The organism is Streptomyces sp. NPDC054796 (assembly GCF_053611545.1).
The window spans coordinates 96,948-120,927 of the sequence record NZ_JBSHAO010000025.1 but is presented as its reverse complement, the minus strand read 5'-3'; the positions used below and the strand labels follow the sequence as shown (position 1 = coordinate 120,927).

Here is a 23,980-nt window from a genome sequence, read left to right as displayed (position 1 = left end):
CGCGCCCTCCCGTGCCCACCACACCCACCGCGCCCACCACACCTTTCGCCCTCCTGCGGGGCGTGGACCGCGCCGCCTTCGCCGTCGCGCTGGCCGTGCGGCTGCGCGCGTACCGGGTGCCGGTGGGCTTCACCCGCGTCGAGGACTTCGTACGCTCCCTGGCCCTCGCCCCACCCCGTACGCGCTCCGAGCTGTACTGGACGGCACGCGTCTGCCTCGCCCGTGCCCACGCCGAACTCCCCGCCTTCGACGCGGTGTTCGCGGCCGTCTTCGACGGCGCGGTCCTCGGTACCGACCCGCACGCCCGTCGCACGGCGCCCCAGAGCACCAGCCCCCAGGACGACACCCGCACCCCGCCCCCGCACTCGCCCCCGGGCACGGCGCCCACGGGGCAGCGGCCGCGTCCCGCGCTGCCCTGGGCGACGCGCCCGGCCGTACCGGAGGAGCCGGGGGAGCCCGACGGACAGGAGCCGGCCGCCGTCCCGGCACGCCTGCCCAGCGCGCTCGCCGCACTCGCCGACGTACCGTTCGCACGGCTCGGACCCGACAGCACCGCACTGCTCGGCCAGTGGCTGCGGGCCGCGATCCGCGCATGGCCCACGCGGCGGACCCGGCGGTACGCGCCCGCGCGCGGTGGCCGCCGGATCGTGCTGCGCCCCACCATCGCCCGCGCACGCCGCACCGGCTGGGAGCCGGTGCGGCTGGTGCGCGCCGATGCCGTGCACCGGCCCAGGCGGGTCGTCATGCTCTGCGACGTCAGCCGCTCCATGCAGCCGCAGGCCGTCGCGTATCTGCACCTGATGCACGCGCTCGCGCGGCACGCCGACGCCGAGGTCTTCGCGTTCTCCACCTCGCTGACCCGGCTGACCCCGGCGCTCGCCCAGCGCTCGGCGCGCGAGGCGGTGGACAGGGCGACGGCGCAGGTCACCGACCGTTTCGGCGGCACGCGCATCGCGAGCAGTCTGCGGGCGCTCCTGGCCTCCCACCACGGCGGGGCCCTGCGCGGCGCCCTCGTCATCGTCGCCTCCGACGGCTGGGACGCGGACGCGCCGCGCGAGCTGGCCACCGCGATGGCCCGGCTGCGCCGTCGCGCCCACCGGGTGATCTGGGTGAACCCACGGGCCGGGACCCCGGACTTCGAACCCCGCGTCGCCGCCATGGCGGCGGCCCTGCCGTACTGCGACGCACTGCTGCCCGGAGACACCTTCCGCGCGCTGGCGGCCGTGATCGCCGAAATCACCCGGACGCCCCCTCAGGACCGCGGACCGGCCCGACCGGGCGGCCCCCCGAAGCCACCGCACACCAAGTTGCTGAGCAAGTTGCCGAGCTAGTTGCCGAGCGGCACCCCGTGCTCGTCGGCGAAGGCCCGTCGGCACAGGCCATGGCAGAAGCCGTACAGGGTTCCCTCGTGTTCCAAGGTGAGCGTGGACGCGTCGAGATCCACGCTCATGCCGCAGACCGGGTCGATCAGTTTGCCCTGCGGCGGTCCGGGTGCCGGGTGGACGCTCGTGTTGTCGCGGTACGGCCGACTGATGAGTTCCGTGAGGTCCAGGCTGCTCATGGCCCTGCCGTGGATGCCGACGCCTCCCTCCGAGATGCCCTCCACGAGGATCACGGCGTGGGGTTCGCGCCGCACCCGCTCGGGGTCACGCCCTGCGGCGAGTTCGGTCTCGGCCAGGACGTCGGTGAGGATCCGCACGACATGGCCGCTCATGTCCTTGCGCCACGAGGCCGGAACGGTGACCCGCACGAGATACCGCGGCGGGTTCGCGGGATCGGCCGTCGGCCTCTGGCCGAGAACCCAAGTGCCGGGCTCGTGGACGAGTACCTGAGTGATCGCGCGCTGGGCGTTGATGACGTCCATGGCGTGACTGTCGTCCTCGACCATGAGCCGGTCGATGGCCCGGCGCCCCAGTTCTTCCCGCTCCTCTTCGTCCAAGGCACCCCTGGGCACGAAGATCTCGATCAGCAGCATCCCGTACTCCTCCCTGCGAGTCTCCTGCGAGCGGCTGTCGCCACGCGGCCCACAATGCCCCCAGGGGGTATGCGGGGCATCCGCCGGGCGGAGGATCTGTGTCCTACCGCAGGGGAAGTAGTCATGGCTGAACGCCATGTGAAGGCGCTCCCTAGCTCCACAGCGTGACGTGGATGGCGGGCCGGAACCGTCCGGCCGTGACGCCCGCGCCCCGCAGCATCGCCTGCGTCGCACGCGGGGTCGTCATGAAGCGGGTCAGCTCGGCCGCCACCGGCGGAGCGTCCCCGTCCGGGAGCGTGACGCTGTGCCACGCGCCCTGTGCCCGCGCGGACTTGGCGGGCAGCCGCAGAAGGTCACCGCTCGCCAGCTCCTGCGAGACCGCGAAGGAGGTGGCCAGCGCCACGCCCTTCCCCCGCTTGGCCTCCTCCAGCGCCGCCGCATGGCTCTGGAAGATCCGCTGATGGTCCTCGGGCACGCCGATCTGACGTATCAGCGCGGACATGAGGCCGCTGCTGGCAGCGGCCGACGGGCCGAGCAGCCAGGTCTGGCCGCGCAGTTGGCTCACGCTCGCGGGCACCGTGGCCAGCGGATGGCGCGCGCCCGCGACGGCTATGACCTGGTAGTTGAGGAACGGCGTGCACGCGAGGGCGGCGTCCAGACCGGCCGGGCGGGGGCCTATCGCGATGTCGACGGTCCGGGAGCGCAGCAACGCCGCGAACTCGTCCGGGCCGTGCACGCTCAGCTCGACGTCCAGATCGGCGGCGCGACCGGCGAACAGCTCGATGAGACCCGGCGCCGCCAGTTCCGCGAACAGGCTCGACGCCGCGACGCGCAGCAGACGGCGGCCCGATCCCGCCTGGCGTACCTCCAGGAGCGTGCGGTCCTGGAGCCCCAGCAGCTCCGCCGCCCTGCTGGCCAGCCGTAACCCGCCGGGTGTGAAGGCGAGCCCGGCGCCGGTTCGGGTGAAGAGCCGGTCGCCCAGTTCTCTGCGCAACTGGCCGACGTGCATCGACACCGCGGCCTCGGAAACGGACAGTTCGACGGCCGCCTTCCGCACCGACCCGAGACGCACCACGGTCACGAACGCCCGGAGCTGAGTCGGCGTCACCTCTGCCTCCGCTCTCCCCGCGCACCTGCGTCTTGTGACGCGGCGTCAAGCTATCCCCTGTACTCGTCGATGGGCTATGGGCCGGGAGACGCCGCTGGCCCCGGCCCGCCGCGCACCGGTGAGTTTCGCCCGTCGTGACGGTCTGTTCCTCGACGACGTTTCTCCGTGGGACACACGGAGCCCGCAGACGAGGAGAAGACACCATGCAGAAGATCACCACGACCCTGTGGTTCGACAAGCAGGCGGAGGAGGCGGCGGACTACTACACCTCCCTCTTCGACGACTCCCGGATCCTGGAGGTCAACCGCTACGGCGAGGCGGGGCCCGGAGAGCCGGGCACGGTCATGACCGTCACCTTCGAACTCGCGGGGCAGCGCTTCATCGCCCTGAACGGAGGCCCGCACTTCACCTTCAGCGAGGCCATCTCCCTCACCGTCGACTGCGCGGGCCAGGACGAGGTGGACGAGATGTGGGCGAAGCTCAGCGAGGGCGGCCAGGAAGGGCCGTGCGGCTGGCTCAAGGACAAGTACGGGGTGTCCTGGCAGATCTGTCCCCGTACCCTGACGGACCTGCTGAGCGACCCCGATCCCGAGAAGGCCAACCGGGTCATGAAGGCGATGCTGGAGATGAAGAAGATCGACGTGCAGGCGCTGGTCGACGCCTACGAGCAGTAGAAGCCGCCAGAGCCCCTGCCCCCGCCCCCGCTTCCCGCTTGCCCCGCCCCGGCGAAGAGCCGGTGTGATCCCTCTACCGGTCGGTAGAGGGGGCCCATACGCTGTCCGGCCATGACCGATGCACGCACACGCATGCGCCGTGGCCGGGCCGCGCTGGCCTTCAGCTTCTTCGCGCAGGGCGCCGCCTTCGCGCTGCTGGTGACCCGGATCCCCGCGATCCAGGACCGGTACGGGATATCGGACGCCCTCCTGCCGGTCTTCCTGGCGGCGGTGCCGGTCCTCGCGGGGGTCGCCAGCGTCGGCACGGAACACCTGGTCCGACGGGTGCGGCCCAGCCATGTGCTGCGCTGGTCCCAGCCGGTGGTCCTGCTCGCGCTCCTGGGCGTCGGCGCGGGCGGGACGGTGGCCGAAGTCGCGGTGGCACTGGGCGCGTTCGGGCTGGCCGTGGGCGCGCTGGACGCCTCGATGAACATGCTCGGGGTGAGCCTCCAGCGCGCCTACGGACGCAGCATCATGCTCGGCTTCCACGCCGCGTACAGCCTCGGCGGCATCGTCGGAGCGACCCTGGCCTGGGTGGGCGCGCACGGCCAACTGCCGCTCTTCGTCTCGTATCTGCCCGTGGTCGTGGTGCTGCTGCCCGCCGCGCTCGCGGGCAGCAGGTGGTACGCGGACGCGACAGGCACGGCGGCGCAGGGAGAACCGGTCGAAGCGAGGGGCGGAACGGGGGGCCAGGGGAAGGAGCCCGCGGCCTCACCTGTGGTGTTCCGGCTGCTCCTGCCCCTGTGCCTGGTGATGACGTTCGCGTACATCGGGGACTCGACCGTCTCCAACTGGAGCGCGAAGTACCTCCAGGACGTGCTGGGCAGCTCGGAACAGCTCGCGACCGTTCCGTACAACGTCTACATGGTGACCACACTGCTGGGCCGTTCGCTGGGCGACCTCGGTGTGCGGCGCTTCGGGGCCGTCGCGGTCGTGCGTGCCGGTACCGTCCTGGCCGCCGCGGGCTTCGCCGTCGTCGCGGGAGCGCCGGACGCCTGGACGGGGATGCTCGGGTTCACGCTGCTCGGGCTGGGGCTCTGCGTGCTCGTCCCGCAGACCTTCGCGGCGGCCGGACGGCTCTTCCCCGGCGCCTCGGACGCGGCCGTCGCCCGGCTGAACGTCTTCAACTACGTGGGATTCCTGATCGGTTCGCCCCTGGTCGGGTCCCTCGGCGACGCCTGGGACTACCGCGCCGCGATGCTCGTGCCGATGGTGCTGGTCCTGGTGACGCTGCTGTACGCCCGCTCCTTCGCCCCGGCCCCGGCCCCGACCCCGGACCCGGCGCGGAAGCCCTCCGGCCCCACCCCGGACCCGTCGGGCTCGTCGGACCCCGCCAGTACCCCGGCCCCGGGAAGCGCGGAGGGCCCGGCCCGGTGAGTACCGGACCGGGCCCGCAAGGCCACGCGGCCAGGGCGGCGGCGGTGCGGACGGCGCACCGCCCGTGAACGGCCCCGCCGCCCCCTGAGCCTCCGTCAGACGTCAGGCGGCGCTGCGACGGGACGCGCCCGACGCACCCGCGGCGGGACCGCCGCGCCGCACCTGCGCCCGCTTGCTGCGACGCCCGCGCGTCGAGGTACGGCTGCGCTGCTGGGGCCGCTCGGCGACCGGAGCCGTGATCGTCACGGGCACCCCGGACGGCGGCCTGGCGCCGGTGATCCGGACCAGCTCGGGGTCGCCCGCGCGCACCTGCGTGATCTGCGGCGTGATCCCGGCGGTCGCCATGAGCCGGGACATCTCCCGGCGCTGCTCGGCCGTGATCAGCGTGACGACGCTGCCCGACTCCCCGGCCCGCGCGGTGCGCCCGCTGCGGTGCAGGTAGTCCTTGTGGTCCGTGGGCGGGTCGACGTTCACGACGAGGTCGAGGCTGTCGACGTGGATGCCACGGGCCGCGACGTTCGTCGCCACCAGGACCGTCACATGCCCGGTCTTGAACTGTTCGAGCGTCCGGTTGCGCTGCGGCTGCGACTTGCCGCCGTGCAGTGCCGCGGCCCGCACCCCGCTGGCCAGCAGCCGACGCGTGAGCCGGTCGACGGACCGCTTGGTGTCGAGGAACATCAGCACCCGGCCGTCGCGCGCGGCGATCTCGGTCGTGGCGGCCTGCTTGTCCGTCTCGTGGACGTGCAGGATGTGGTGCTCCATCGTCGTGACGGCTCCGGCGGACGGGTCCACCGAGTGCACGACGGGGTCGGTGAGGAACCTGCGCACCAGCTTGTCGACGTTCCTGTCGAGCGTGGCCGAGAACAGCATCCGCTGCCCCTCCTCGCGCACCTGGCACAGCAGCTCCGTGACCTGTGGCATGAAGCCCATGTCGGTCATCTGGTCGGCCTCGTCCAGAACGGTGATCCGCACCTGGTCCAGGTGGCAGTCACCGCGCCCGATGAGGTCCTTGAGCCGGCCCGGTGTGGCCACGACGACCTCCGCGCCACGGCGCAGCGCGTCCGCCTGACGGCCTATGGACATGCCGCCCACGACGGTGGTGACCCGCAGCCGCAGCGCCTGCGCGTAGGGCGCGAGCGCGTCGGTGACCTGCTGGGCCAGCTCGCGTGTGGGGACCAGTACCAGGGAGAGCGGACGCCCGGGTTCAGCCCGTTGTCCTGCCGTACGGGCCAGGACCGCGAGGCCGAAGGCCAGGGTCTTGCCCGAGCCGGTGCGGCCCCGGCCGAGCACGTCGCGGCCCGCGAGCGAGTTGGGCAGGGTCGCGCCCTGGATCGGGAACGGCTCGGTCACCCCGAGCCGGGTGAGCGTGGCCAACAGCGGCGCGGGCATGTCGAGTTCCGCGAAGGTCGCGGCGGCGGGCAGCGCCGGGGTCTTGGTCTCGGGCAGGGCGAACTCGCCCTGCGGAGCGGCGGAACGGGGACGGCGCGTGGCCTTGCCGCGCTGACGGCCGCCACCGCCACCGCCAAAGCCGCCGCCGTTGCCGCCCGGCCTTCCGCCGCGCGCGGCGTGGCCGCCACCGCGGGAATAGCGGTCGCGGTCCTGCGAACGTGTACTGCGGTTCATGTGGAACCTTCCTCGATACGGCGCGTGTCGAGGAAGACTTGGCGGCGCACAGGCCGCGCGAAGAATCGCAAGAACGAGCCGGGAAACGGTGGCCGAAGCGTGCCGGAGAAGACCGTACGAGAAGCTTCGGAAGCGGTCTGCACGGGGACCGGAGGGGCACCCGGAGGGGTGTCCGGTACCCCGGACCGCGAGATCGGGCAGCCGCGGCTGTCGCGCTGCCCGCCGGCGGGCGGACGGCTGTCGTCCGTCGCCGGGGGAGACGTCGGCGCCGGAAGCCCCGAGGGGCGCGGCGCGTCGTGGCGGGTCAGCGGCCCGCGTGGACAGGCAGAGCCCGCACCGTGCGGTGCGGGCCCCGACCGTACTGAGTCCGGGATCAAGCCGGAACGATGTTCTCCGCCTGCGGGCCCTTCTGGCCCTGCGTGACGTCGAAGCTGACCTTCTGGCCTTCGTGGAGCTCACGGAAACCGTGACCCGCGATGTTCGAGTAGTGGGCGAAGACGTCAGCGCCGCCACCCTCCTGCTCGATGAAGCCGAAGCCCTTTTCCGCGTTGAACCACTTCACTGTGCCGAGTGCCATGTCGAATCTCCTTCGATAGGGGGCAAGGTCGGAAACCGCACTGCGCGGAATCCGTGTCGCCGCAATGAGCCCATCCGGAGATGACCGGTAAACAAAAATACGCCCGCGGGTCACATCCCGTCAGGCGCACAAAAATGATGGGTACCAAAACTGCAACTGACACGAAGGTAGCACGGATCCGCGATCAGTGCGCGGGCCCGTGGGAGCGCGTGGGTCACCGTGGGACACATCACCCGCGGTCGCCGGGGTAGGAGGTGGACGGGCGCCGTGCCGACAGCGGCGTGCCCGTGACCCGCGGCGTCGGCCGTCGCGGGCGAGGGAGAAATCGAGAGGAGGGGTCATGGCAGGAATCGTGAGCCGTATCAAGGCGTTCGCCCGGAGCCCGCAGGGGCGCCGGATCGTGGACTCGGGCAGGCGCGCAGCGGCCGACCCCAGGAAACGTGCCCAGGCGAAGCAGTTTCTGCGGAAGCTGCGCAAGCGCCACTGAGAACCGGCCTCTCGTGCATGCGCCGGGAGCGCCCGGCGCATGACCGCGGCGAGGCAAGCTGAGCGCTGAGTGACGGTGCGTGCCGCTCCGTGATCGCGACGGGGCGGCGCGCACGGCGACGGGGCGGGCGGTGGCGGACGGTGCCCGGGGCCGGGGCCGGGGCCAGGGGGCGGGCCGGAGTGGTGTCCGAGGGGCCTGCGATGCTGGGGCGGTGCCCTCCATACCGGTCACCCCGCAACCCCCGCAGCCCATCACGACCGCCCCGCCCAGCTCCCCCTCCGCGCCCCTGCTCACGCAGTCCTGGCTCGATCTCGCCTTCCTCCACTGGGCGGCCGACTCCGCCGATGTCGCCCCGCTGCTGCCCGAGGGGACCACGCCCGATGTGCACGAGGGGGTGACGTACGTCGGTCTCGTCGCCTTCCGGATGCACCGGGTCGGATGGTTCCGGCTGCCGGGCGTGCCGTACCTGGGGAGCTTCCCCGAGACCAACGTGCGCCTGTACTCGGTGGACGAGCACGGACGGCGCGGGGTGGTCTTCCGCTCCCTCGACGCCTCCCGGCTGATCCCGGTGGCCGTCGCGCGCGCCCTGTTCCGGCTCCCGTACCTGTGGTCGCGCATGGCCGTACGCCACGACAGGGACAGTGGCACCCTCACCTACACCAGCTCCCGGCGCTGGCCGGGGCCGCGTGGCGCGCACAGCCGGATCACGGTCAAGGCCGGCGCGCGCATCGAGGAGCCGACGGAACTGGAGCACTTCCTGACCGCACGCTGGGGCATGCACAACGCGTTCCTGGGGCGCCCGCTCTACCTCCCCAACGCGCACCCCACCTGGCCGCTGCACCGGGCCGAGCTGATCGAGTGCGACGAGAACCTGGTGACGGCGGCCGGACTGCCGGCCCCGGCCGGTGAGCCCGTCAGCGTCCTGTACTCGCCCGGCGTCCCCGTCCGCTTCGGCCTCCCCGCACGCCCCGGCGGCATTCCGACCCCCTGAGCCCAGCGGAAAACCATTGGGCGGCGCCCGAGGCGCGTGCTTACACTCGGCGGCATGGCCAGGTTCTTCTACTTTCTCTGATTCCGGCCGCGGACGCGGCGTGACCGGCTGACCCCTCGCGGTCGGCGCGCGGTCCCCGCATGTCCTCTTCCGCGACCGGCCGACCCCAGCTCCGCCGCCCCCGCGCTCCGTGCGCGGGATCGCGGGCGTGTCACATCAGGGAAAGAACCATGCGCGAACGCGCTCAACTGACCATGAAGGACGTATCCAAGGCGTACGGCGACCGCGCGGTCCTCGACCAGGTGTCGCTGACCGTGCGCCCCGGCGAACGGGCCGCCGTCATCGGCGAGAACGGCTCGGGCAAGTCGACGCTGCTCAGACTGCTGGCCGGTGCCGACCTGCCGGACACCGGAGAGGTCACCGTCCGCTTCCCCGGCGGCGTGGGCCACCTCGCCCAGACCCTCGGCCTCGCCCCCGGGGACCGGGTGCGTGACGCCGTCGACGCTGCCCTGTCCGAGCTGCGGGACCTGGAGCGGCGCATCGCGTCGGCGGAGGCGGCACTCGGCGAGGCGGGGCCCGATGAACTCGCCGCGTACGGCGATCTGCTGACCGCGTACGAGGAACGCGGCGGCTATCAGGCCGCAGCCCGGGTGGACGCGGCCCTGCGCGGCCTCGGGCTCGCCCATGTCACCCGGGAGCGGCTGCTCGGGTCGCTCTCCGGCGGGGAGCTGGCCCGGCTCGCGCTCGCGTGCGTCCTGGCCTCGGCGCCCGAGCTGCTGCTCCTGGACGAGCCCACCAACCACCTCGACGCGCGTGCGACCGAGTGGCTGGAGGGCCGGCTCAGGGCGTATCGCGGCACCGTCGTGGCCGTCACCCACGACCGTGCCTTCCTGGAGCGGATCGCCACGACGATCCTCGACGTCGACCGCGACACCCGCTCGGTGACCCGTTACGGGGACGGCTGGGAGGGCTACCGGAAGGCGAAGGCCGCCGCGCGGTGGCGCTGGGAACAGCGCCACCAGGAGTGGCTGACGGAGGTGGCCCGCACGGAGGAGCTGGTCGCCGCCTCGGGGCAGCGGCTGGCGGCCTCGGGCAAGGATCCGGGGCAGGGCTTCGGCAAGCACCGCAGGTCGCACGAGGCGAAGCTGTCCGGGCAGGTGCGGGCGGCCAGGGAACGCCTGTGGCGGCTCCGTGAGAACCCCGTCCCGGCTCCTCCCGACCCCCTCGCGTTCCGCGCCAGGCCGCTCACCGGAGACGGGGGCGGCGGCGAGGGCGGCGACGGGACCGGCGCGGGTTCCGTCGCGGGTGAGGGCGTGCGCGTGGCCGAGCTGGAAGGGGTCGTGGTCGGGGACCGGCTGCGGGTGGACGGACTGCGCGTGAAGCCCGGCGGGCGGCTGCTGGTGACGGGGCCCAACGGCGCGGGCAAGACCACGCTGCTGCGTGTCCTGGCCGGTGACATCGCGCCGGACGAGGGCACCGTGCGTACCACGGACCGCGTCGGCTACCTGGCGCAGGAGCTGCCGCCCGCCGCGCCACGGCTGCCGCTGCTGGGCGCCTTCGCGGCCGGACGGCCTGGGCAGCCGGAGGAGTACGCGGGGGAGCTGCTGGGCCTCGGGCTCTTCCGGGAGGAGGATCTGGCCGTTCCCGTCGCCTCGCTCTCGGTCGGCCAGCGGCGCAGGCTGGAACTGGCCCGCCTGGTGACCGCGCCGGCGGATCTGCTCGTCCTCGACGAGCCCACCAACCATCTCGCGCTGAGCCTGGTGGAGGAGCTGGAGGAGGCGCTCGCGGCGTACGAGGGCGCCGTCGTGGTGGTCTCCCACGACCGACGCTTCCGTGCCGGATTCCGCGGGGAGCGGCTGGAACTGAGGGCGGGGAGGGTCGAGAACTGAGGACGCGGGCCCGAGTGGACGTGTGCGTGGCGGACACGGGCCGCCTCGCCCGGGCCTCCCCGGGGCCTTGCCCGGGCCCCGACGGGTTCCGGAGCGGTCTCGGAGCAGTCGTGGAGGGCGGATGGGAGGGGGTACGAAGCCCGTCACATCCGTGTTTTCCGGACCACGCCGCCAAGTGGAATCGCTGTGAAGGGTCAAAGAAGGAGCCGACAGGCGCATACTGGTGGAGATGACAAAGCCAGCCGCCACGCGGCGCAACCTGCCTACCAGCCCCTTCAAAGCCCCGGTAGCGCCGCCCATCAAGCGGTTCGCCGTAGGGGACAGGGTCACTCACGATGAACACGGCCTCGGCCGGGTCATCGGCATCGAGGACGAGATCGCGGTGCTCGTGGACTTCGGTCCGTTCCAGAAGCGGATCACCAGTCCGTTCGCCAAGATGACGACGCTCTGAGACCGACGGTCTCCGCGGGTGACTGCGGACCACCGTCGGCCGGTACCGGTCTCCGTCGGCCCTCCATGGCCCACGGGGACCGGTACGAGTGCCGTACCGGCGCGCGGCAACGCACCTCTCCTCAGTCACGCAACATCACCGAAAGGCAGGCATCCACCGCGATGACCTCGCTGTTCTCCGCATCCGAGCCCGTGCGTCCCGCCACGAAGGGCTCGCCGCCCCCGGCGATGAACCCCTTCCAGGCCCCCGCCTTCGACGAGTCGGTCGTCCTCGCGCCCGAGGACCCGGCGGACGACGTCGACGAGCGGGGCAGGCCCCGCACGCCGTTCCTCCCCGCGGTCTAGAAACCCGTACGCGGCGGCCCCGCGCCCTTTTCCGCCCTTCCGGCGGCCCGCGGCTGCTTCCCCGCGCCCCAGCCCCTGACTTCCCGACGCGACGGTCCACGGTGACCCGTCGGGCCGCGTGCCGTGCGCCGTGTGCGGCCCCGCGCCGCGCCGTCGCGCCGGTACGGATGTGAACCTCCGCACACGGGGCGGCAGTTGGGGTGTCAGGCGCATGAGCTCCCGTTGCCTGACGAAGGGCTCGGATCTAGGCTGCCGGTTACGGACCCGCCCCGGACCTCGGCAGGCCCGCCTGATCCGCTCGGTGTGTTCACCGAGCCGCAGGTGTGTGGAAAACAGTGCTGCCGGATCCGTTCTTTCACCGCAGCGAACGCGCGGGTCCGGTATGCCCTTCACGGCCACCACGCTTCCTTCACGCGGGAGCGTGCCGCGGCGGGAGGGCGGAGGAGCGGCCCGGGGCACGAGGGGGGGCCTCACTGTGTCCCGGGCCGCTGCGACCGCCGCCGATGAGCGCGGCGGCGGTCGCACTCCGGGGCCGCCGTCCGGCGCCGCCGTCCGGGGCTCCGAAGGCTCCTCCCACTATGGGCCCCGGGCGCGGACTCTGTACCCCTCCGCCTGCCGGCTTGTTCCTGGCGTCCGTCCCCGTCGCGCGATGGAGCCCTGGAGCCGGGGTGTAGTCCTTGAGATGGAGGCGTCCAGGTGGGTCCTGGGAGGGATGCCAAGGCGTGCGCCGCTGAATAGTGTCGTTCACATGGCTCTCCAGGAAACCCGTGCCTTCGACGAGGAGCGGGACATCACGACACCCGCACGCGGCGAGGCCGCCCCGTCCGGCGGCGCGGACCCGTCCGGTGGTACGGGCGTGGCCGCCACCACCGGCGTGACGGCCACCGCGTCGGCCACAACGGTCTCGCGTGCTCCGTCCGGCTCCGGTCTGCCCGCGCGCTTCGCGCGGGAGGCGGCGGCGGGGCTGGGCCGTGATCTGCTGCTGGGCGCGTTCTCGCCGCGTCCGCTGCCGCCGCTCGCCGGGCTCCCCGTGCCGTCGCGGGTCCGGCGGGCCCTGCCCGGCGCGCTCGTGCGGGCGCTGCGCTGGATCCCGCACGCGGCGGTCGTCGCGCTGACGCTGCTGCTGGTGGCGCTCCAGGCGCAGGCCGAGGTGCCCGTCCGGGACAAGGTGGCCGGAGGGCTGCTGATCGCCGTGCCCCTGCTGCTGACGCTGCGGTGGCCCGTCCTCGCTTCGTGGCTCCTCCTCGCGGCGGCCGGGGTGAGCCTGTTCCATCCCTGGGGCCTGGAGGGGCCCTTCCCGTTCGCCGATCTCGGGGCCTGGCCCGATGTCGCTGGGGGTACGGCAGGGCGCCCCTGGGCGATGGCCGGGCTCCTGGCCTGCACGGCGGCGATGCTGCTCGCCGCGTTCCGGCTGCCGCCGAGGGCGGTCGGATGGCTGTGGGCCCTCACCGTCGTCGTCGCGGCAGCGGGCAACGGCCCGTTCGCCTTCGGCACACTCGCCACGGCACTGTTCGCGGCCCTGATGCCGCTGACCAGCGTGATAGCGACAGGCCGGAGAACGGCACGCGCCGAGGCCGCGGCGCACGCTGCGGCCAGCGAGGAGGAACGCGCCCGGCGCACGGTGCTGGAGGAGCGTGCGGTGATCGCCAGGGAGCTGCACGACGTCGTCGCGCACCATATGTCGGTCATAGCCATCCAGGCCGAGGCCGCGCCCCACCGGGTGAAGGAGCCCCCGCCGGAGCTGGAGGCCGCCTTCGCGACGGTACGCGAGAGCGCCCTGATCGCCCTCACGGAGCTGCGCAGGGTGCTGGGCGTCATCCGGACGGCGCCGTCGGCCGGTCCTGACGCGGCACCCGAGGCGCCGCAGCCCACGCTCGGCGATCTCGACGGGCTGCTCGCCGGGGTACGGGCGGCCGGGCGGCGGGTCGAGACCTCCGTCGGCGGGCGGGCGCGGTCGCTGCCGCGCGGCGTGGAGCTGTCGGCGTACCGCATCGTGCAGGAGGCCCTGAGCAACGCGCTGCGGCACGCGCCCGAGGCGCCCATACGCCTCGAACTCGCCTACTCGGACGGCGGGCTGGATCTCCGCGTCGTCAACGCTCCGCCCACGCGTCCGGCACCCGCCTCACCGGGAGCGGGGCACGGCCTCACAGGGATGCGGGAGCGCGTCACGATGCTGGGCGGGTGGCTGGACGCGGGCGGCACGGAGGAGGGCGGGTTCGCGGTGACGGCGTTCCTGCCGAGCCCCCGTACGGGCGACGGTGCGTCCGGCGCGCGGGACAGCCCCGGGACGCGGGACAGGCATGGTGTGCGGGACGAGCGGAGGGTGGCGGGGGATGGCTGACGAGGGCGCGATCCGGGTGGTTCTGGCGGACGATCAGATGATGGTGCGCGAGGGTTTCTCGGTGCTGCTGGGCACCCAGCCCGATATCGAGGTGGTCGGCGAGGCGGTCAACGGGCGCGAGGCCGTCGAGAAGGCCGTCGCACTGCGTCCCGATGTCGTGCTCCTCGACGTCCGGATGCCGGAGATGGACGGGCTGGAGGCCACCCGCGAGATCTCCGTCGCGGCGCCGGAGACCAAGGTGCTCATCCTCACCACCTATGACCTGGACGAGTACGTCTACCGCGCCCTGCGGGCCGGAGCCAGCGGCTTCCTCCTCAAGGACGCCTCGACGCGTCAGCTCGCCGACGGCGTACGGGTCGTGGCCGCGGGGGAGTCCCTGCTGGCGCCGACGGTCACCCGCCGCCTCATAGCCGAGTTCAGCCGTCTCGTCGGAGAGGAGGCGGGCCCGCGCCGCCCGATGAGGGAGCGGGTCGCGGACCTCACCGAGCGGGAGACGGAGGTGCTGGCGCTGGTGGCGCAGGGCCTGTCGAACGTCGAGATAGGCGCCCGCCTGCTGGTCACCGAGTCGACGGTGAAGACGCACGTCAGCCGGATCCTGGTCAAGCTCGGGCTGCGTGACCGTACGCAGGCGGCGGTCTTCGCCTACGAGAGCGGGGTCGTCGTGGCGGGCGGAGCCGCCTGACCGAGCCGCGGGCGCCCCCCGGCGTCCGCCCGCCTGACCCGCCCCCTCGCCTGCTCCGCCTCCGCCCGGCACGTGTGCGTCCGTCGTCTCGGCGCCCGCGCCCTCACCGTCCGGCCCACCGGGCACGTCGCACGACGTCACGCCACTTCACACCGCTGCACCTCAACCCACATTCCGACCCCTCAAGGAAGAGAGCACCCTCGCGATGCCCGAAAAGTCACGTAAGTCGCTTAAGGTCAACCGGTCGAAGCTGGCGCACAAGGCCGCGTACGCCGTGCGCAACCCCGCACGCATCGCCCCGTATCTGCGGCGGGCCGCCCGTGACGGCTGGCTGCGGTTCCGCAGCCCGGACCACGTCGCCTACTACCGGGCGGTGATGGCCTCGGACACCGCCAGCAACCCGGAGGCCGCGGTCGGGAGCAGGAGCCACGAGCGGTGGCTCGCCCTCGGGCAGATGCAGTTCGACTACCTCCAGCGGCACGGGCTCCAGAAGCAGCACCGCATGCTGGACATCGGCTGTGGCAACCTGCGCGCGGGCTGGCGCTTCATCGACTTCCTGGAGCCCGGGCACTATTACGGCATCGACATCTCGCCCGACATCCTCGTCGCGGCCAAGAAGACCCTGGTCGGCTACGGGCTCCAGGAGAAGGTGCCGTATCTGACGCCCACACAGGACCTCACCCTCGACTTCCTCCCCACCGGCCACTTCGACGTCGTGCACGCGCACAGCGTGTTCTCCCACTCGCCGATCGAGGTCATCGACGAGTGCCTGGCGCACGTCGGCCGCGTGCTGGCGCCCGACGGCTTCTTCGACTTCACCTTCGACCGCACCGAGGGCGCCGAACACCAGGTACTGCGCGAGGACTTCTACTACCGCACGGAAACCCTCACCGGCCTCGCCCGGCGCCATGGTCTCGAAGCCCGCTTCATGGACGACTGGGAGCAACTGCCGCACGGGCAGTCCAAGATCCGCGTCGCCCGCCCGGGGGCCCGGGCGCTGGAGGGGCCGGAGAGGAGGGGAGCGGCGGAGAAGGTGGAGGGGTAGCCCGCGCCCGAAGGGTCGCTATGTCGCTACACAACGCGCGGAGGAGGGGGAAGACTGCGCGGGCACGGGACTTCCGCCCCGGCCCGGACGTGGGTCCGGGCGGTGCCGTACGCGCACCGCACACCGTGCCGCTATCCATCCGTACGCACAGGGAGAGACCATGGTCCAGCAGAACGCCGTGCCACCGGAGCGGTCCGGCCGCGTCGACACCAGCGTTCCGCACTCCGCACGGATCTGGAACTACTGGCTCGGCGGCAAGGACCACTACGAGGTGGACCGTCTGGCGGGCGACCAGTACCGCGAGGCGTTCCCCGGCATCGACGACCTCGCGCGCGTCGCCCGCTACTACCTCATGCGCACCGTCCGCTATCTCGCCGGAGAGGCGGGCGTGCGCCAGTTCCTGGACGTGGGCACGGGCCTGCCGACCGTCGACAACACCCACGAGGTGGCCCAGCGTGTGGCCCCGGACTCCCGGATCGTCTACGTCGACAACGACCCCCTCGTCCTCGTCCACGCCAACGCGCTGCTCACCAGCTCGCCCGAGGGCAGGACCGACTACATCGAGGCCGATCTCCGCGATCCGGAGAAGGTGCTCGAAGGGGCCAGGAAGACCCTCGACTTCACGCGGCCCGTCGGGCTCATCCTCAGCGGGGTCATGGGCCACATAGCCGACTACGAGCAGGCGCGCGGCATCGTGCGGCGGCTCATCGAGGGTCTGCCGCCCGGCAGTTACCTCTCCCACCACGACGCGGCCGACGAGAACCCGGACACCAACGCCGCCCAGGACGACTACAACGACTCCGGCGCCGTCCCGTACATCCTGCGCACGCGCGAGCAGATCGAGGGCTTCTACGAAGGTCTGGAGCTGGTCCCGCCGGGCGTCGTCCGCATCACCGAGTGGCGGCCCGACGCCGACCCCGGCACGGTCCCCCGCGCCGGCGCCTTCGGCGGAGTGGCCCGCAAGCCGTCCCCCTGACGGTCCCGGGGGCGCGGCGGGACGCTTGACTTGAACCTTTGTTCAAGTCGCATGGTCGGGGTGTCGAAACCACCACTCACCCCGGGGAGCCACCATGCACGCTGTCGTTCTGCACACCTTCGGTCCCGCGGAGAACCTGCGTTACGAGACCGTCCCCGACCCCGTGCCCGGCCCTGGACAGGTGCGTATCGCCGTCGCCGCAGCGGGTGTGCACGCGATCGAGGCCGTGATGCGCTCGGGCCGGAAGAACGTGCTCGCGCCGCCCACGCCCCCGCTGCCCGCCATCTTCGGCGGGGAGGTGTCGGGCACCGTGGAGTCCGTCGGGGAGGGCGTCGATCCGAGCTGGGCCGGACGTGGCGTGGTCACCCGGCACGGCGCCCCCGGCGGCTACGCGGAACTCGCCGTCGCCGACGTGACGGAGCTGCACCCGCGCCCGGAGGCGCTGAGCGACGAGACCGCCGTCGCCATGATCGTCACCGGGGCCACCGCGCTGGCCTTCCTGGACGTCGCCCGGCTCACCGAGGACGACGTGCTGCTGGTGACCTCGGCCGCTGGCGGCATCGGCCGCCTCGTCGTGCAGTACGCGCGGGCCCGCGGCATCCGGACCGTCGGCGCCGCGGGCGGCACGGTCAAGGTGGCGGCCGTGCGCGCGCTCGGCGCTGACCTCGCCGTCGACTACGACGAGCCGGGCTGGGAGAAGACCGTCGCGGAGGCACTGGGCGGACGACGCGTCACCGTCGTGCTCGACGGGGTCGGCGGAGACAAGGCGCGCGCCGCGTTCGGGCTGCTGGCCCCCGGCGGACGGTTCGTCTCCATGGGCAGCATCTCCACCGTCACCTTCGCGCCCTCGCCCGAGGAACTCGCGGCCCACGAGGTCACGTTCGTCGACGCACTCTCGCTGCTTCTCGCCCGGCCCGAGGACACCCCCGCACTCGAACGGCGCGCCCTGGAGGCCGCCGCGGACGGCAGCCTGGTGCCCGCCGTCCAGACCTTCGCCCTCGCCCAGGCCGCGACGGCGCACGCCGCGCTGGAGAAGAGGGAGACGACGGGCAAGGTGGTACTCGTCCCGTAGCGCCGAGCCCGGCGGGCGACGGCCCCGGGAAATTCGGGTGCCGACGCGCGCACGCTCCGTCTACCGTCGCCCGCATGGACGTGACCTTCACCCGTACCGGCGAGCGGCGTTACGCGGTCGGTGTCTCCGTGCCCGGGCAGCCGGACCGGGGCATGGATCCGGCGCCGGGCTATGACACGCACATTCCGCACGACCTCGTCCACTACGTCGTGGAGGCCGAACTCGGCCTGGCCGCAGGGCTCTACGGGCGCACGGCCGAGGGCGGCGGCAGCTTCCTCACGCGGGGAGAGGCGGGCGGCAGCGGGCGTGATCTGCGACGGCAGCGGCGCAAGCAGCGCCGTCGCGAGGACCGGCTGCGCGAGGACGACCACGCGCGGCGGGGCGACATGGCCGTCTCGGAGCGGTTCGCCGGGATCTGCGATCTCGCATGGCGGCGTCGGCACGGTCAGCGCGGCGAGGCGGCGGGGTGGGTGCCGCACGAGCCGCTGCCGCCGGAGGACGAGGCGGTGGTGGAACGGATCCTGGCCCGCCTGGACGAGGTCGCGGCACTGTGGAACGGCCTGCCCGTCGGCGGCTCCCTCACCTTCGCCTGGCCCGCCGTGCGACCGGTGGAGGCACCCCGCGCGGGGTGAGCCCGTCCTTGCCCTCCGCTTCGTCGCGTCGCCGACGCCTTTGCCGAGCACGGTCACGGGTGGCGGTCAGGCTTGCTCCGCGGCGCGCAGGGCCCGCGCCAGCCACTCCAGCTCCGCGGTCGCGTCGGGCGCCGAATCCTGTCCGCGCACGCGGGCGACGAGCCTGCGATAGCGCTCGGCGCCCGCCTCGATCCCTGCCTCCAGGCTGCGCAGCACGGCGGCCCGATCAGTGTCGGCGAACAGCTCGGACAGCACCTCGGCCGCCTCCGGCCCCTCGGGGGCGACCCCGCGTTCCCTGGCCTCCGCGACGGTCTGCACGATGTGCCTGGCCCACCAGATGGAAGCGCCGGGGGGACGCTGCTGCTCCGGGGTGGGCGTGTTGAGCCGCAGCCATGTGCGCAGTCGGGTGCGGAAGCCGGGGTCCCGCACCAGTTCGGCCAGCTCGACCCAGGCGTCGACCTGCTCGGGTGTGGGATCGTCGGGCAGATCGACGCTGAAGGTGTGCAGGCGGTCGCGCAGGCGCGGTTCGATGTCGAGACCGCCGAACACCTCCTCCTTGAACTCGTCGATGATCTGCTTGCGTTCGGCGGCGGAAAGCCGCGCCAGCCGGTTCATCAGTGCTGTCTCCTCAGCGGTGGAGTCACGTATCGCCACGGTGGACAGAACGGCCCTGCTCACCTTGAGCGAGCGGATCTGCGCGTCGAGCGCGGCCACGTGCGCGTTGGCGACCTCGGCGACCGTGGTCCGGCCGCTCAGCACACTGCACACGTCGTCGAGCCCGAGGCCCAGCTCCCGCAGGGTGCGGACCAGCTCGACGCGGGCCACGGACCCGGCGTCGTAGAGCCGGTAACCGCTCGCGGAGCGGGCCACGGGCCGCACCGCTCCCTCGTCCGACCAGAAGCGCAGAGTGCGCACCGGAAGTCCGGTGCGGTGCGCGAGCTGGCCGATGGTGAGCACGTCGGGGCGTTCGTCGTCCATGGGCGAGATCCTGGACCCTCCAGTCGCTGGAGACTCAAGAGCATCAGTGCGACAGGGGCCACGGGAACCCACGGGATGTCGCACACAGGCGGTCAGGTGGTCAGAGGATCTCCAGGGGCTGCTTGCCCGGCGGGGGCGGGAAGGCCGCGTCCAGGGCGCGCAGGTCGTCGTCGGTGAGTCGCAGGCCGAGCGCGGCGTGGTTCTCCTCCACATGCTCGCTGGACGACGCCTTGGGGATGGCGATCACCCCGTCGTGCCGCAGCACCCACGCCAGCGCGACCTGCGCGGGCGTCGCCCCGTGTGCCTCGGCGACGGAGCGCAGCGCCGTGTGGCCGAGCAGCCGGCCCTGTTCCACGGGGGAGTAGGCCATGACGGGAACGCCGAGTTCCCGGCAGCGGGGGAACAGGTCGTACTCCGGGCCGCGCCGGGTGAGGTTGTAGAGCACCTGGTCCGTCTGGAGCCCCGTGGCAGCGGAAGGACCGGGCAGGCCGGGCAGCGCGGCGAGGTCGTCCACGTCGAAGTTGCTGACGCCCCAGGAGCCGATGCTGCCCTCCCGCACCAACGACTCCAGGGCCTCCACCGTCTCCGGCAGCGGCACACCGCCGCGCCAGTGGAGCAGATACAGGTCGATCCGCTCGACGCCGAGGCGGCGCAGGCTCGCGTGGCACGCCTCGGACGTGCCGCGGGCGTCCGCGTTCCAGGGCAGCACCTTGCTCACGAGGAACACGTCGTCGTGCCTGCCGCGGATCGCCTCCCCGACCAGTTCCTCGGCGGCGCCGTCCCCGTACATCTCCGCCGTGTCGATCAGCGTCATGCCCAGGTCGATGCCGGTGCGCAGCGCCGCGATCTCCCGCTGGCGGCGCGACGGGTCGTCGCCCATGTGCCACGTCCCCTGGCCCAGGGCCGGAACGGCGGTTCCGGAGGGAAAGGTCACTGTCCGGCCCACGCTCATCGCGCGTCCCTTCTCGTCGTTCTCGCCGCTCGTGCGGCGGTGGTCGGCTCGCGGCACCAGTCTCGCGCATGGCCCGGTCTGGCCTGGCCAGGTCCGGCCCGGGAAGCGGAAGCGGGCGGGGTGGGACGGCCCCATGGCACCGTCCCACCCCGCCCGTACCCGTCCCGCCTGAGCCCGCGTCACAGGCGCGCCGTCGTCAGTCCAGCAGGCGCTTCCAGTCGAGTGCGCTCAGGTCGCCGGAACCGGCGAGGTGTCCGCCCGCGCGGCGCAGGGTGGTCACGGCCTTGCCCACCTCGCTGTTCTCACCGGGCCGCACCCGCGGGGTGATCAGCGGCCACAGGTCCGCGCCCAGGTAGCCCGTCTCGTCCACTCTCTTGTGGTGCAGGGCCGAGCAGGTGTGCTGCTCGATCTCGTGCGACGAGGCCAGCTTGGCGACGGCCGCCTTGGTGCGCTCGCCGAAGACACCGTCGGCCGGGAGGGAGTCGAAGCCGGCGGCCCGCAGCAGGTGCTGCGCGGCGCGCACGCGGGAGCCGGTGTCTCCCGGGCGCAGCAGCGGCCAGATGTCGGGGGTCGCGACGGACGGGGTGCCCAGCTTGCCGGAGACGGCGTCGCGCAGCTCCTGGAGGCGGCCGTAGAGCACATCGCCGGGGCACGCGGTGGAGTTGAAGTCGCGGTGGCCCTTGATGTTCTCGACCGGCTGCTTGTACTGCGCTGCGATCCAGGCGACCAGCCCGACGAGGGAGTCCCACAGCGCGTCGGGGACGTCCACCTCGGTGTAGAGGCCCTCGTTCTCGATGCCGATGACCTCGCTGTTGTGCCCGCCCACGTTGGCGCCCTGCACATGCTGCTTCCCACCGCGCACCGCGGCCAGGCTCTTGTGGCGCCCTTCGAGCACATAGCCGCCGCGGCTGTTGGTGAACTGCTGGCCGGTGTCGGCCCAGCCCTGCCCGTCCATGTGGTAGTCCTGGATGTCCCGGCAGATCTGCTTGGCGTGTGCCAGCGAGTAGTCCTCGCTGTTGCCGGGCTCGGCGGTGTGGTGCACGACGATGTAGGTCGGCACCCGGTCCAGGACGACGATCTCCGACGAGGGCGGACGCGCGCCCCACTCCTCGGTGCTGTAGATGCGGGGCTCTGCGGCGGTGGCGCCGGCCTCCTTCGCGCCGCCCGCGCGGCCCGTGGCGAAGGTCCCCGTGGCCTGTGCGGCACCGACGCCTCCCAGGCCCAGGGCGCCCACGGCGCCTACGGACAGGCCGCCCCGCAGCAGGGAGCGACGGTCGAATCCTCCAGGTTGCGCAGCCATCTCGGTCTCCTTCTGAAGTGGTGGGGGGATGAGGGGAGATGCGCTCTGCCGGACGTCACGGCCCTGGCGTGGTGGCCGTCGGCCGGGGTGCTACGTGTTCCGTCGGGGTGCTACGTGTTCCGTGGCCGAGCGCGGTGAGGGTCCCCAGAATGCCGGGGCGCGGACGGCCGCGGGGTGCACGGCGGGGTGACACCGTGCTCGTACATGTGCGCGCAGCGGGCATGGGCGGTGCGGTGCTGTCCTTTCGAAGGGCCACGGGTTTCGCCGCGCCACGCCAGTAAAGGCAGCGCACATGTACGCGACAACCCCAAACGGCCAACCGGGGGCACTTTTCCGGACGGCTGAAAGAACGGGTGCTGTGCGAATCGCCCGATAGCGCGCGAAGGGGAAGGTGCCTTCTCTGGTCGGACCACTGGAGCGGGCCGGTGGGCCCGGCCCGGGGAGGGCGCGATTCCGTATACGGGCCGTTGTGACGCATCTTGACAAGCGCATTGGTCTGGACCAGCTTTACGTCCACGGTGACCGCCGCGGTCCGCCACGGCATGGCACGTCACAGCACGGCACGACACCGCCCCACCCCCCTCGCCCGTCCCACCCCCTTCCCTCTCCACGGAGGCACCAGTGGACCGCACCTCACGCGATCGCACCTCACGCGTACGAAGATGGCTCGGCGCGACCCTCGCCCTCGTGCTCTCCTCCGGGCTCGCGCTCGCGGGTTCGGCGGGCACGGCGCAGGCCGCCGACGTGAACGTCGCGAAGAACGCGGGCTTCGAGTCAGGGCTCACCTCCTGGGCCTGTTCCGGCGGCAGCGGCAGCACCGTGACGTCCCCGGTGCACGGCGGCACGTCGGCGCTCAAGGCCACCCCGAGCGGCCAGGACAACGCCAAGTGCGCCCAGACCGTCACGGTGAAGCCCGGCTCCACCTACACCCTCAGCGCCTGGGTGCAGGGCGAGTACGCCTACCTCGGCGCCAGCGGCACGGGCACCACGGACGTCTCGACGTGGACGCCGGGCGGCGGCACCTGGCAGCAGCTCAGGACCACCTTCACGACGGGCGCGAACACCAAGGCCGTGACCGTCTATACGCACGGCTGGTACGGACAGGGCGCCTACTACGCCGACGACCTCACCGTCATGGGCCCCGACGGCGGCGGGGGCGGCGACCCCGAGCCCGGCATACCGGGCACCCCCACCGGGCTCACCGTCGGCACCGTCACCTCGTCCTCCGTGACGCTGAACTGGGGCGCCGTCACCGGCGCCACCGGCTACAACGTCTACCGCAACGGCACCAGGGTCCACTCGTCGACCAGTCCCTCGGCCACCGTGACCGGGCTGAGCGCGAGCACCGCGTACCAGTTCCAGGTCACCGCGACCAACGCGGCGGGCGAGTCGCCCAAGTCGGCCACCGTCACGGCCACCACCAGCGGCGGGGGCGGTGACCCGGGGCCCGGCGTGCCCAAGCACGCCGTGACCGGCTACTGGCAGAACTTCAACAACGGCGCCACCGTCCAGAAGCTGCGGGACGTGCAGGCGCAGTACGACATCATCGCGGTGTCCTTCGCCGACTCGACCACCACGCCCGGCCAGATCACCTTCAACCTGGACCCGGCCGTCGGCTACGGCTCGGCCGCCGAGTTCAAGAGCGACATCCAGGCCAAGCAGGCGGCGGGCAAGAGCGTGATCCTGTCCGTCGGCGGCGAGAAGGGCAACGTCGCCATCAACAGCGACGCCTCCGCCACCGCCTTCGCGAACAGCGCAGCCGCGCTCATGAACGAGTACGGCTTCGACGGGATCGACATCGACCTGGAGCACGGCATCAGCTCCACCTATCTGACGAAGGCACTGCGCCAGCTCTCCGCCAAGGCCGGGCCCGACCTCGTGCTGACCATGGCGCCGCAGACCCTGGACATGCAGTCCACGTCGACCGAGTACTTCAAGACGGCACTGGCCGTGAAGGACATCCTCACCGTCGTCAACATGCAGTACTACAACAGCGGCGCGATGCTCGGCTGCGACGGCAAGGTCTACTCGCAGGGCTCCGTCGACTTCCTCACCGCGCTCGCCTGCATCCAGCTGGAGGGCGGTCTCGACCCGTCACAGGTCGGCCTCGGCGTCCCCGCCTCCACGCGCGGCGCGGGCAGCGGCTACGTGGACCCGCAGATCGTGAAGAACGCCCTCGACTGCCTGGCGCGCGGCACCAACTGCGGCTCGTTCAAGCCCGCACGGACCTATCCCGCGCTGCGCGGCGCGATGACCTGGTCCACGAACTGGGACGCGACGGCGGGCAACGCCTGGTCCAACGCCGTCGGCCCCCACGTCCACAACCTGCCGTAGCGGACCCCGGTGGGGGCGGGCCTCCCGCCGTCGCCGCACCCGCGGCGCTCCCGTGCCACCGTCACGGCACGGGAGCACCGCGCGCAGGGGAGCGCGCCGTGGGGCGGGTGCCCCGTCGTCAGCCGCGTCCGCC

Annotated in this window: 22 protein-coding genes; 15 read left to right on the top strand and 7 right to left on the bottom strand. The window is 72.7% G+C overall.

The window, feature by feature from the left end; translation table 11 throughout:
• Positions 1-11: 11 nt before the first annotated feature.
• Positions 12-1,331: a vWA domain-containing protein gene (locus ACWGJ2_RS21595; RefSeq protein ID WP_453347775.1), complete on the top strand. Its 1,320-nt coding sequence runs from the start codon at positions 12-14 to the stop codon at positions 1,329-1,331.
• Here ACWGJ2_RS21595 and ACWGJ2_RS21590 read toward each other — a convergent pair.
• Positions 1,328-1,975, bottom strand: coding sequence for a hypothetical protein (locus tag ACWGJ2_RS21590; RefSeq protein WP_453347774.1), 648 nt, complete (start codon positions 1,973-1,975; stop codon positions 1,328-1,330). The genes ACWGJ2_RS21595 and ACWGJ2_RS21590 overlap by 4 nt on opposite strands.
• 151 nt (positions 1,976-2,126) lie before the next feature.
• On the bottom strand, positions 2,127-3,083 hold the full coding sequence (locus ACWGJ2_RS21585) for a LysR family transcriptional regulator (RefSeq protein WP_453347773.1): 957 nt from the start codon (positions 3,081-3,083) through the stop codon (positions 2,127-2,129).
• Positions 3,084-3,286: 203 nt separating this feature from the next.
• Between ACWGJ2_RS21585 and ACWGJ2_RS21580 the strand changes: the two genes are divergently transcribed.
• Both ACWGJ2_RS21580 and ACWGJ2_RS21575 read left to right on the top strand, forming a co-directional pair.
• On the top strand, positions 3,287-3,757 hold the full coding sequence (locus ACWGJ2_RS21580; protein WP_453347772.1) for a VOC family protein: 471 nt from the start codon (positions 3,287-3,289) through the stop codon (positions 3,755-3,757).
• 111 nt (positions 3,758-3,868) lie between these two features.
• The gene (locus ACWGJ2_RS21575; RefSeq protein ID WP_453347771.1) at positions 3,869-5,173 is read left to right on the top strand and encodes an MFS transporter; all 1,305 of its coding nucleotides are present in this window, start codon (positions 3,869-3,871) and stop codon (positions 5,171-5,173) included.
• Positions 5,174-5,275: 102 nt separating this feature from the next.
• Here the strand turns inward: ACWGJ2_RS21575 and ACWGJ2_RS21570 are convergent, their stop codons facing one another.
• The gene (locus tag ACWGJ2_RS21570; RefSeq protein WP_453347770.1) at positions 5,276-6,796 is read right to left on the bottom strand and encodes a DEAD/DEAH box helicase; all 1,521 of its coding nucleotides are present in this window, start codon (positions 6,794-6,796) and stop codon (positions 5,276-5,278) included.
• Between the two features lie 373 nt (positions 6,797-7,169).
• The gene (locus ACWGJ2_RS21565; protein WP_453347769.1) at positions 7,170-7,373 is read right to left on the bottom strand and encodes a cold-shock protein; all 204 of its coding nucleotides are present in this window, start codon (positions 7,371-7,373) and stop codon (positions 7,170-7,172) included.
• 340 nt (positions 7,374-7,713) lie between these two features.
• Here ACWGJ2_RS21565 and ACWGJ2_RS21560 point away from each other — a divergent pair, with 340 nt between their 5' ends.
• The 11 genes from ACWGJ2_RS21560 to ACWGJ2_RS21510 all read left to right on the top strand — a co-directional run bounded on the left by ACWGJ2_RS21560 (position 7,714) and on the right by ACWGJ2_RS21510 (position 18,283).
• The gene (locus tag ACWGJ2_RS21560; protein WP_453347768.1) at positions 7,714-7,860 is read left to right on the top strand and encodes a hypothetical protein; all 147 of its coding nucleotides are present in this window, start codon (positions 7,714-7,716) and stop codon (positions 7,858-7,860) included.
• Between the two features lie 220 nt (positions 7,861-8,080).
• The gene (locus ACWGJ2_RS21555; protein ID WP_453347793.1) at positions 8,081-8,851 is read left to right on the top strand and encodes a YqjF family protein; all 771 of its coding nucleotides are present in this window, start codon (positions 8,081-8,083) and stop codon (positions 8,849-8,851) included.
• A gap of 230 nt (positions 8,852-9,081) precedes the next feature.
• On the top strand, positions 9,082-10,740 hold the full coding sequence (locus ACWGJ2_RS21550; protein ID WP_453347767.1) for an ABC-F family ATP-binding cassette domain-containing protein: 1,659 nt from the start codon (positions 9,082-9,084) through the stop codon (positions 10,738-10,740).
• A gap of 229 nt (positions 10,741-10,969) precedes the next feature.
• Positions 10,970-11,191: a CarD family transcriptional regulator gene (locus tag ACWGJ2_RS21545; RefSeq protein WP_453347766.1), complete on the top strand. Its 222-nt coding sequence runs from the start codon at positions 10,970-10,972 to the stop codon at positions 11,189-11,191.
• 161 nt (positions 11,192-11,352) lie between these two features.
• Positions 11,353-11,535 carry a hypothetical protein gene (locus tag ACWGJ2_RS21540; protein WP_453347765.1) on the top strand — a complete coding sequence of 61 codons (183 nt, stop codon included), beginning with the start codon at positions 11,353-11,355 and terminating at the stop codon, positions 11,533-11,535.
• Between the two features lie 748 nt (positions 11,536-12,283).
• A complete protein-coding gene (locus tag ACWGJ2_RS21535; protein ID WP_453347764.1) occupies positions 12,284-13,876 on the top strand; it encodes a sensor histidine kinase in 1,593 nt (530 codons plus the stop codon).
• Positions 13,869-14,558 (top strand): response regulator, encoded by a 690-nt coding sequence (locus ACWGJ2_RS21530; RefSeq protein WP_453347763.1) that lies wholly within the window; start codon positions 13,869-13,871, stop codon positions 14,556-14,558. The genes ACWGJ2_RS21535 and ACWGJ2_RS21530 overlap by 8 nt, the downstream gene beginning before the upstream one ends.
• A gap of 205 nt (positions 14,559-14,763) precedes the next feature.
• Positions 14,764-15,603 (top strand): class I SAM-dependent methyltransferase, encoded by an 840-nt coding sequence (locus ACWGJ2_RS21525; RefSeq protein ID WP_453347762.1) that lies wholly within the window; start codon positions 14,764-14,766, stop codon positions 15,601-15,603.
• A 160-nt stretch (positions 15,604-15,763) separates the two neighbouring features.
• Positions 15,764-16,579, top strand: coding sequence for an SAM-dependent methyltransferase (locus ACWGJ2_RS21520; RefSeq protein ID WP_453347761.1), 816 nt, complete (start codon positions 15,764-15,766; stop codon positions 16,577-16,579).
• A gap of 94 nt (positions 16,580-16,673) precedes the next feature.
• Positions 16,674-17,651: a zinc-binding dehydrogenase gene (locus ACWGJ2_RS21515; RefSeq protein ID WP_453347760.1), complete on the top strand. Its 978-nt coding sequence runs from the start codon at positions 16,674-16,676 to the stop codon at positions 17,649-17,651.
• A gap of 74 nt (positions 17,652-17,725) precedes the next feature.
• Positions 17,726-18,283 (top strand): hypothetical protein, encoded by a 558-nt coding sequence (locus ACWGJ2_RS21510; protein WP_453347759.1) that lies wholly within the window; start codon positions 17,726-17,728, stop codon positions 18,281-18,283.
• A gap of 66 nt (positions 18,284-18,349) precedes the next feature.
• Here ACWGJ2_RS21510 and ACWGJ2_RS21505 read toward each other — a convergent pair whose 3' ends face one another.
• The 3 genes from ACWGJ2_RS21505 to ACWGJ2_RS21495 all read right to left on the bottom strand — a co-directional run bounded on the left by ACWGJ2_RS21505 (position 18,350) and on the right by ACWGJ2_RS21495 (position 21,513).
• Positions 18,350-19,261: a helix-turn-helix domain-containing protein gene (locus ACWGJ2_RS21505; RefSeq protein WP_453347758.1), complete on the bottom strand. Its 912-nt coding sequence runs from the start codon at positions 19,259-19,261 to the stop codon at positions 18,350-18,352.
• 100 nt (positions 19,262-19,361) lie between these two features.
• Positions 19,362-20,213: an aldo/keto reductase gene (locus ACWGJ2_RS21500; protein ID WP_453347792.1), complete on the bottom strand. Its 852-nt coding sequence runs from the start codon at positions 20,211-20,213 to the stop codon at positions 19,362-19,364.
• 196 nt (positions 20,214-20,409) lie between these two features.
• Positions 20,410-21,513: a peptidoglycan recognition protein family protein gene (locus tag ACWGJ2_RS21495; protein ID WP_453347757.1), complete on the bottom strand. Its 1,104-nt coding sequence runs from the start codon at positions 21,511-21,513 to the stop codon at positions 20,410-20,412.
• 621 nt (positions 21,514-22,134) lie between these two features.
• On the opposite strand from ACWGJ2_RS21495, the gene ACWGJ2_RS21490 reads away from it, so the two are divergent.
• Entirely contained in the window at positions 22,135-23,847 is a 1,713-nt protein-coding gene (locus ACWGJ2_RS21490; RefSeq protein WP_453347756.1) for a chitinase, read from the top strand.
• Positions 23,848-23,980 lie beyond the last annotated feature (133 nt).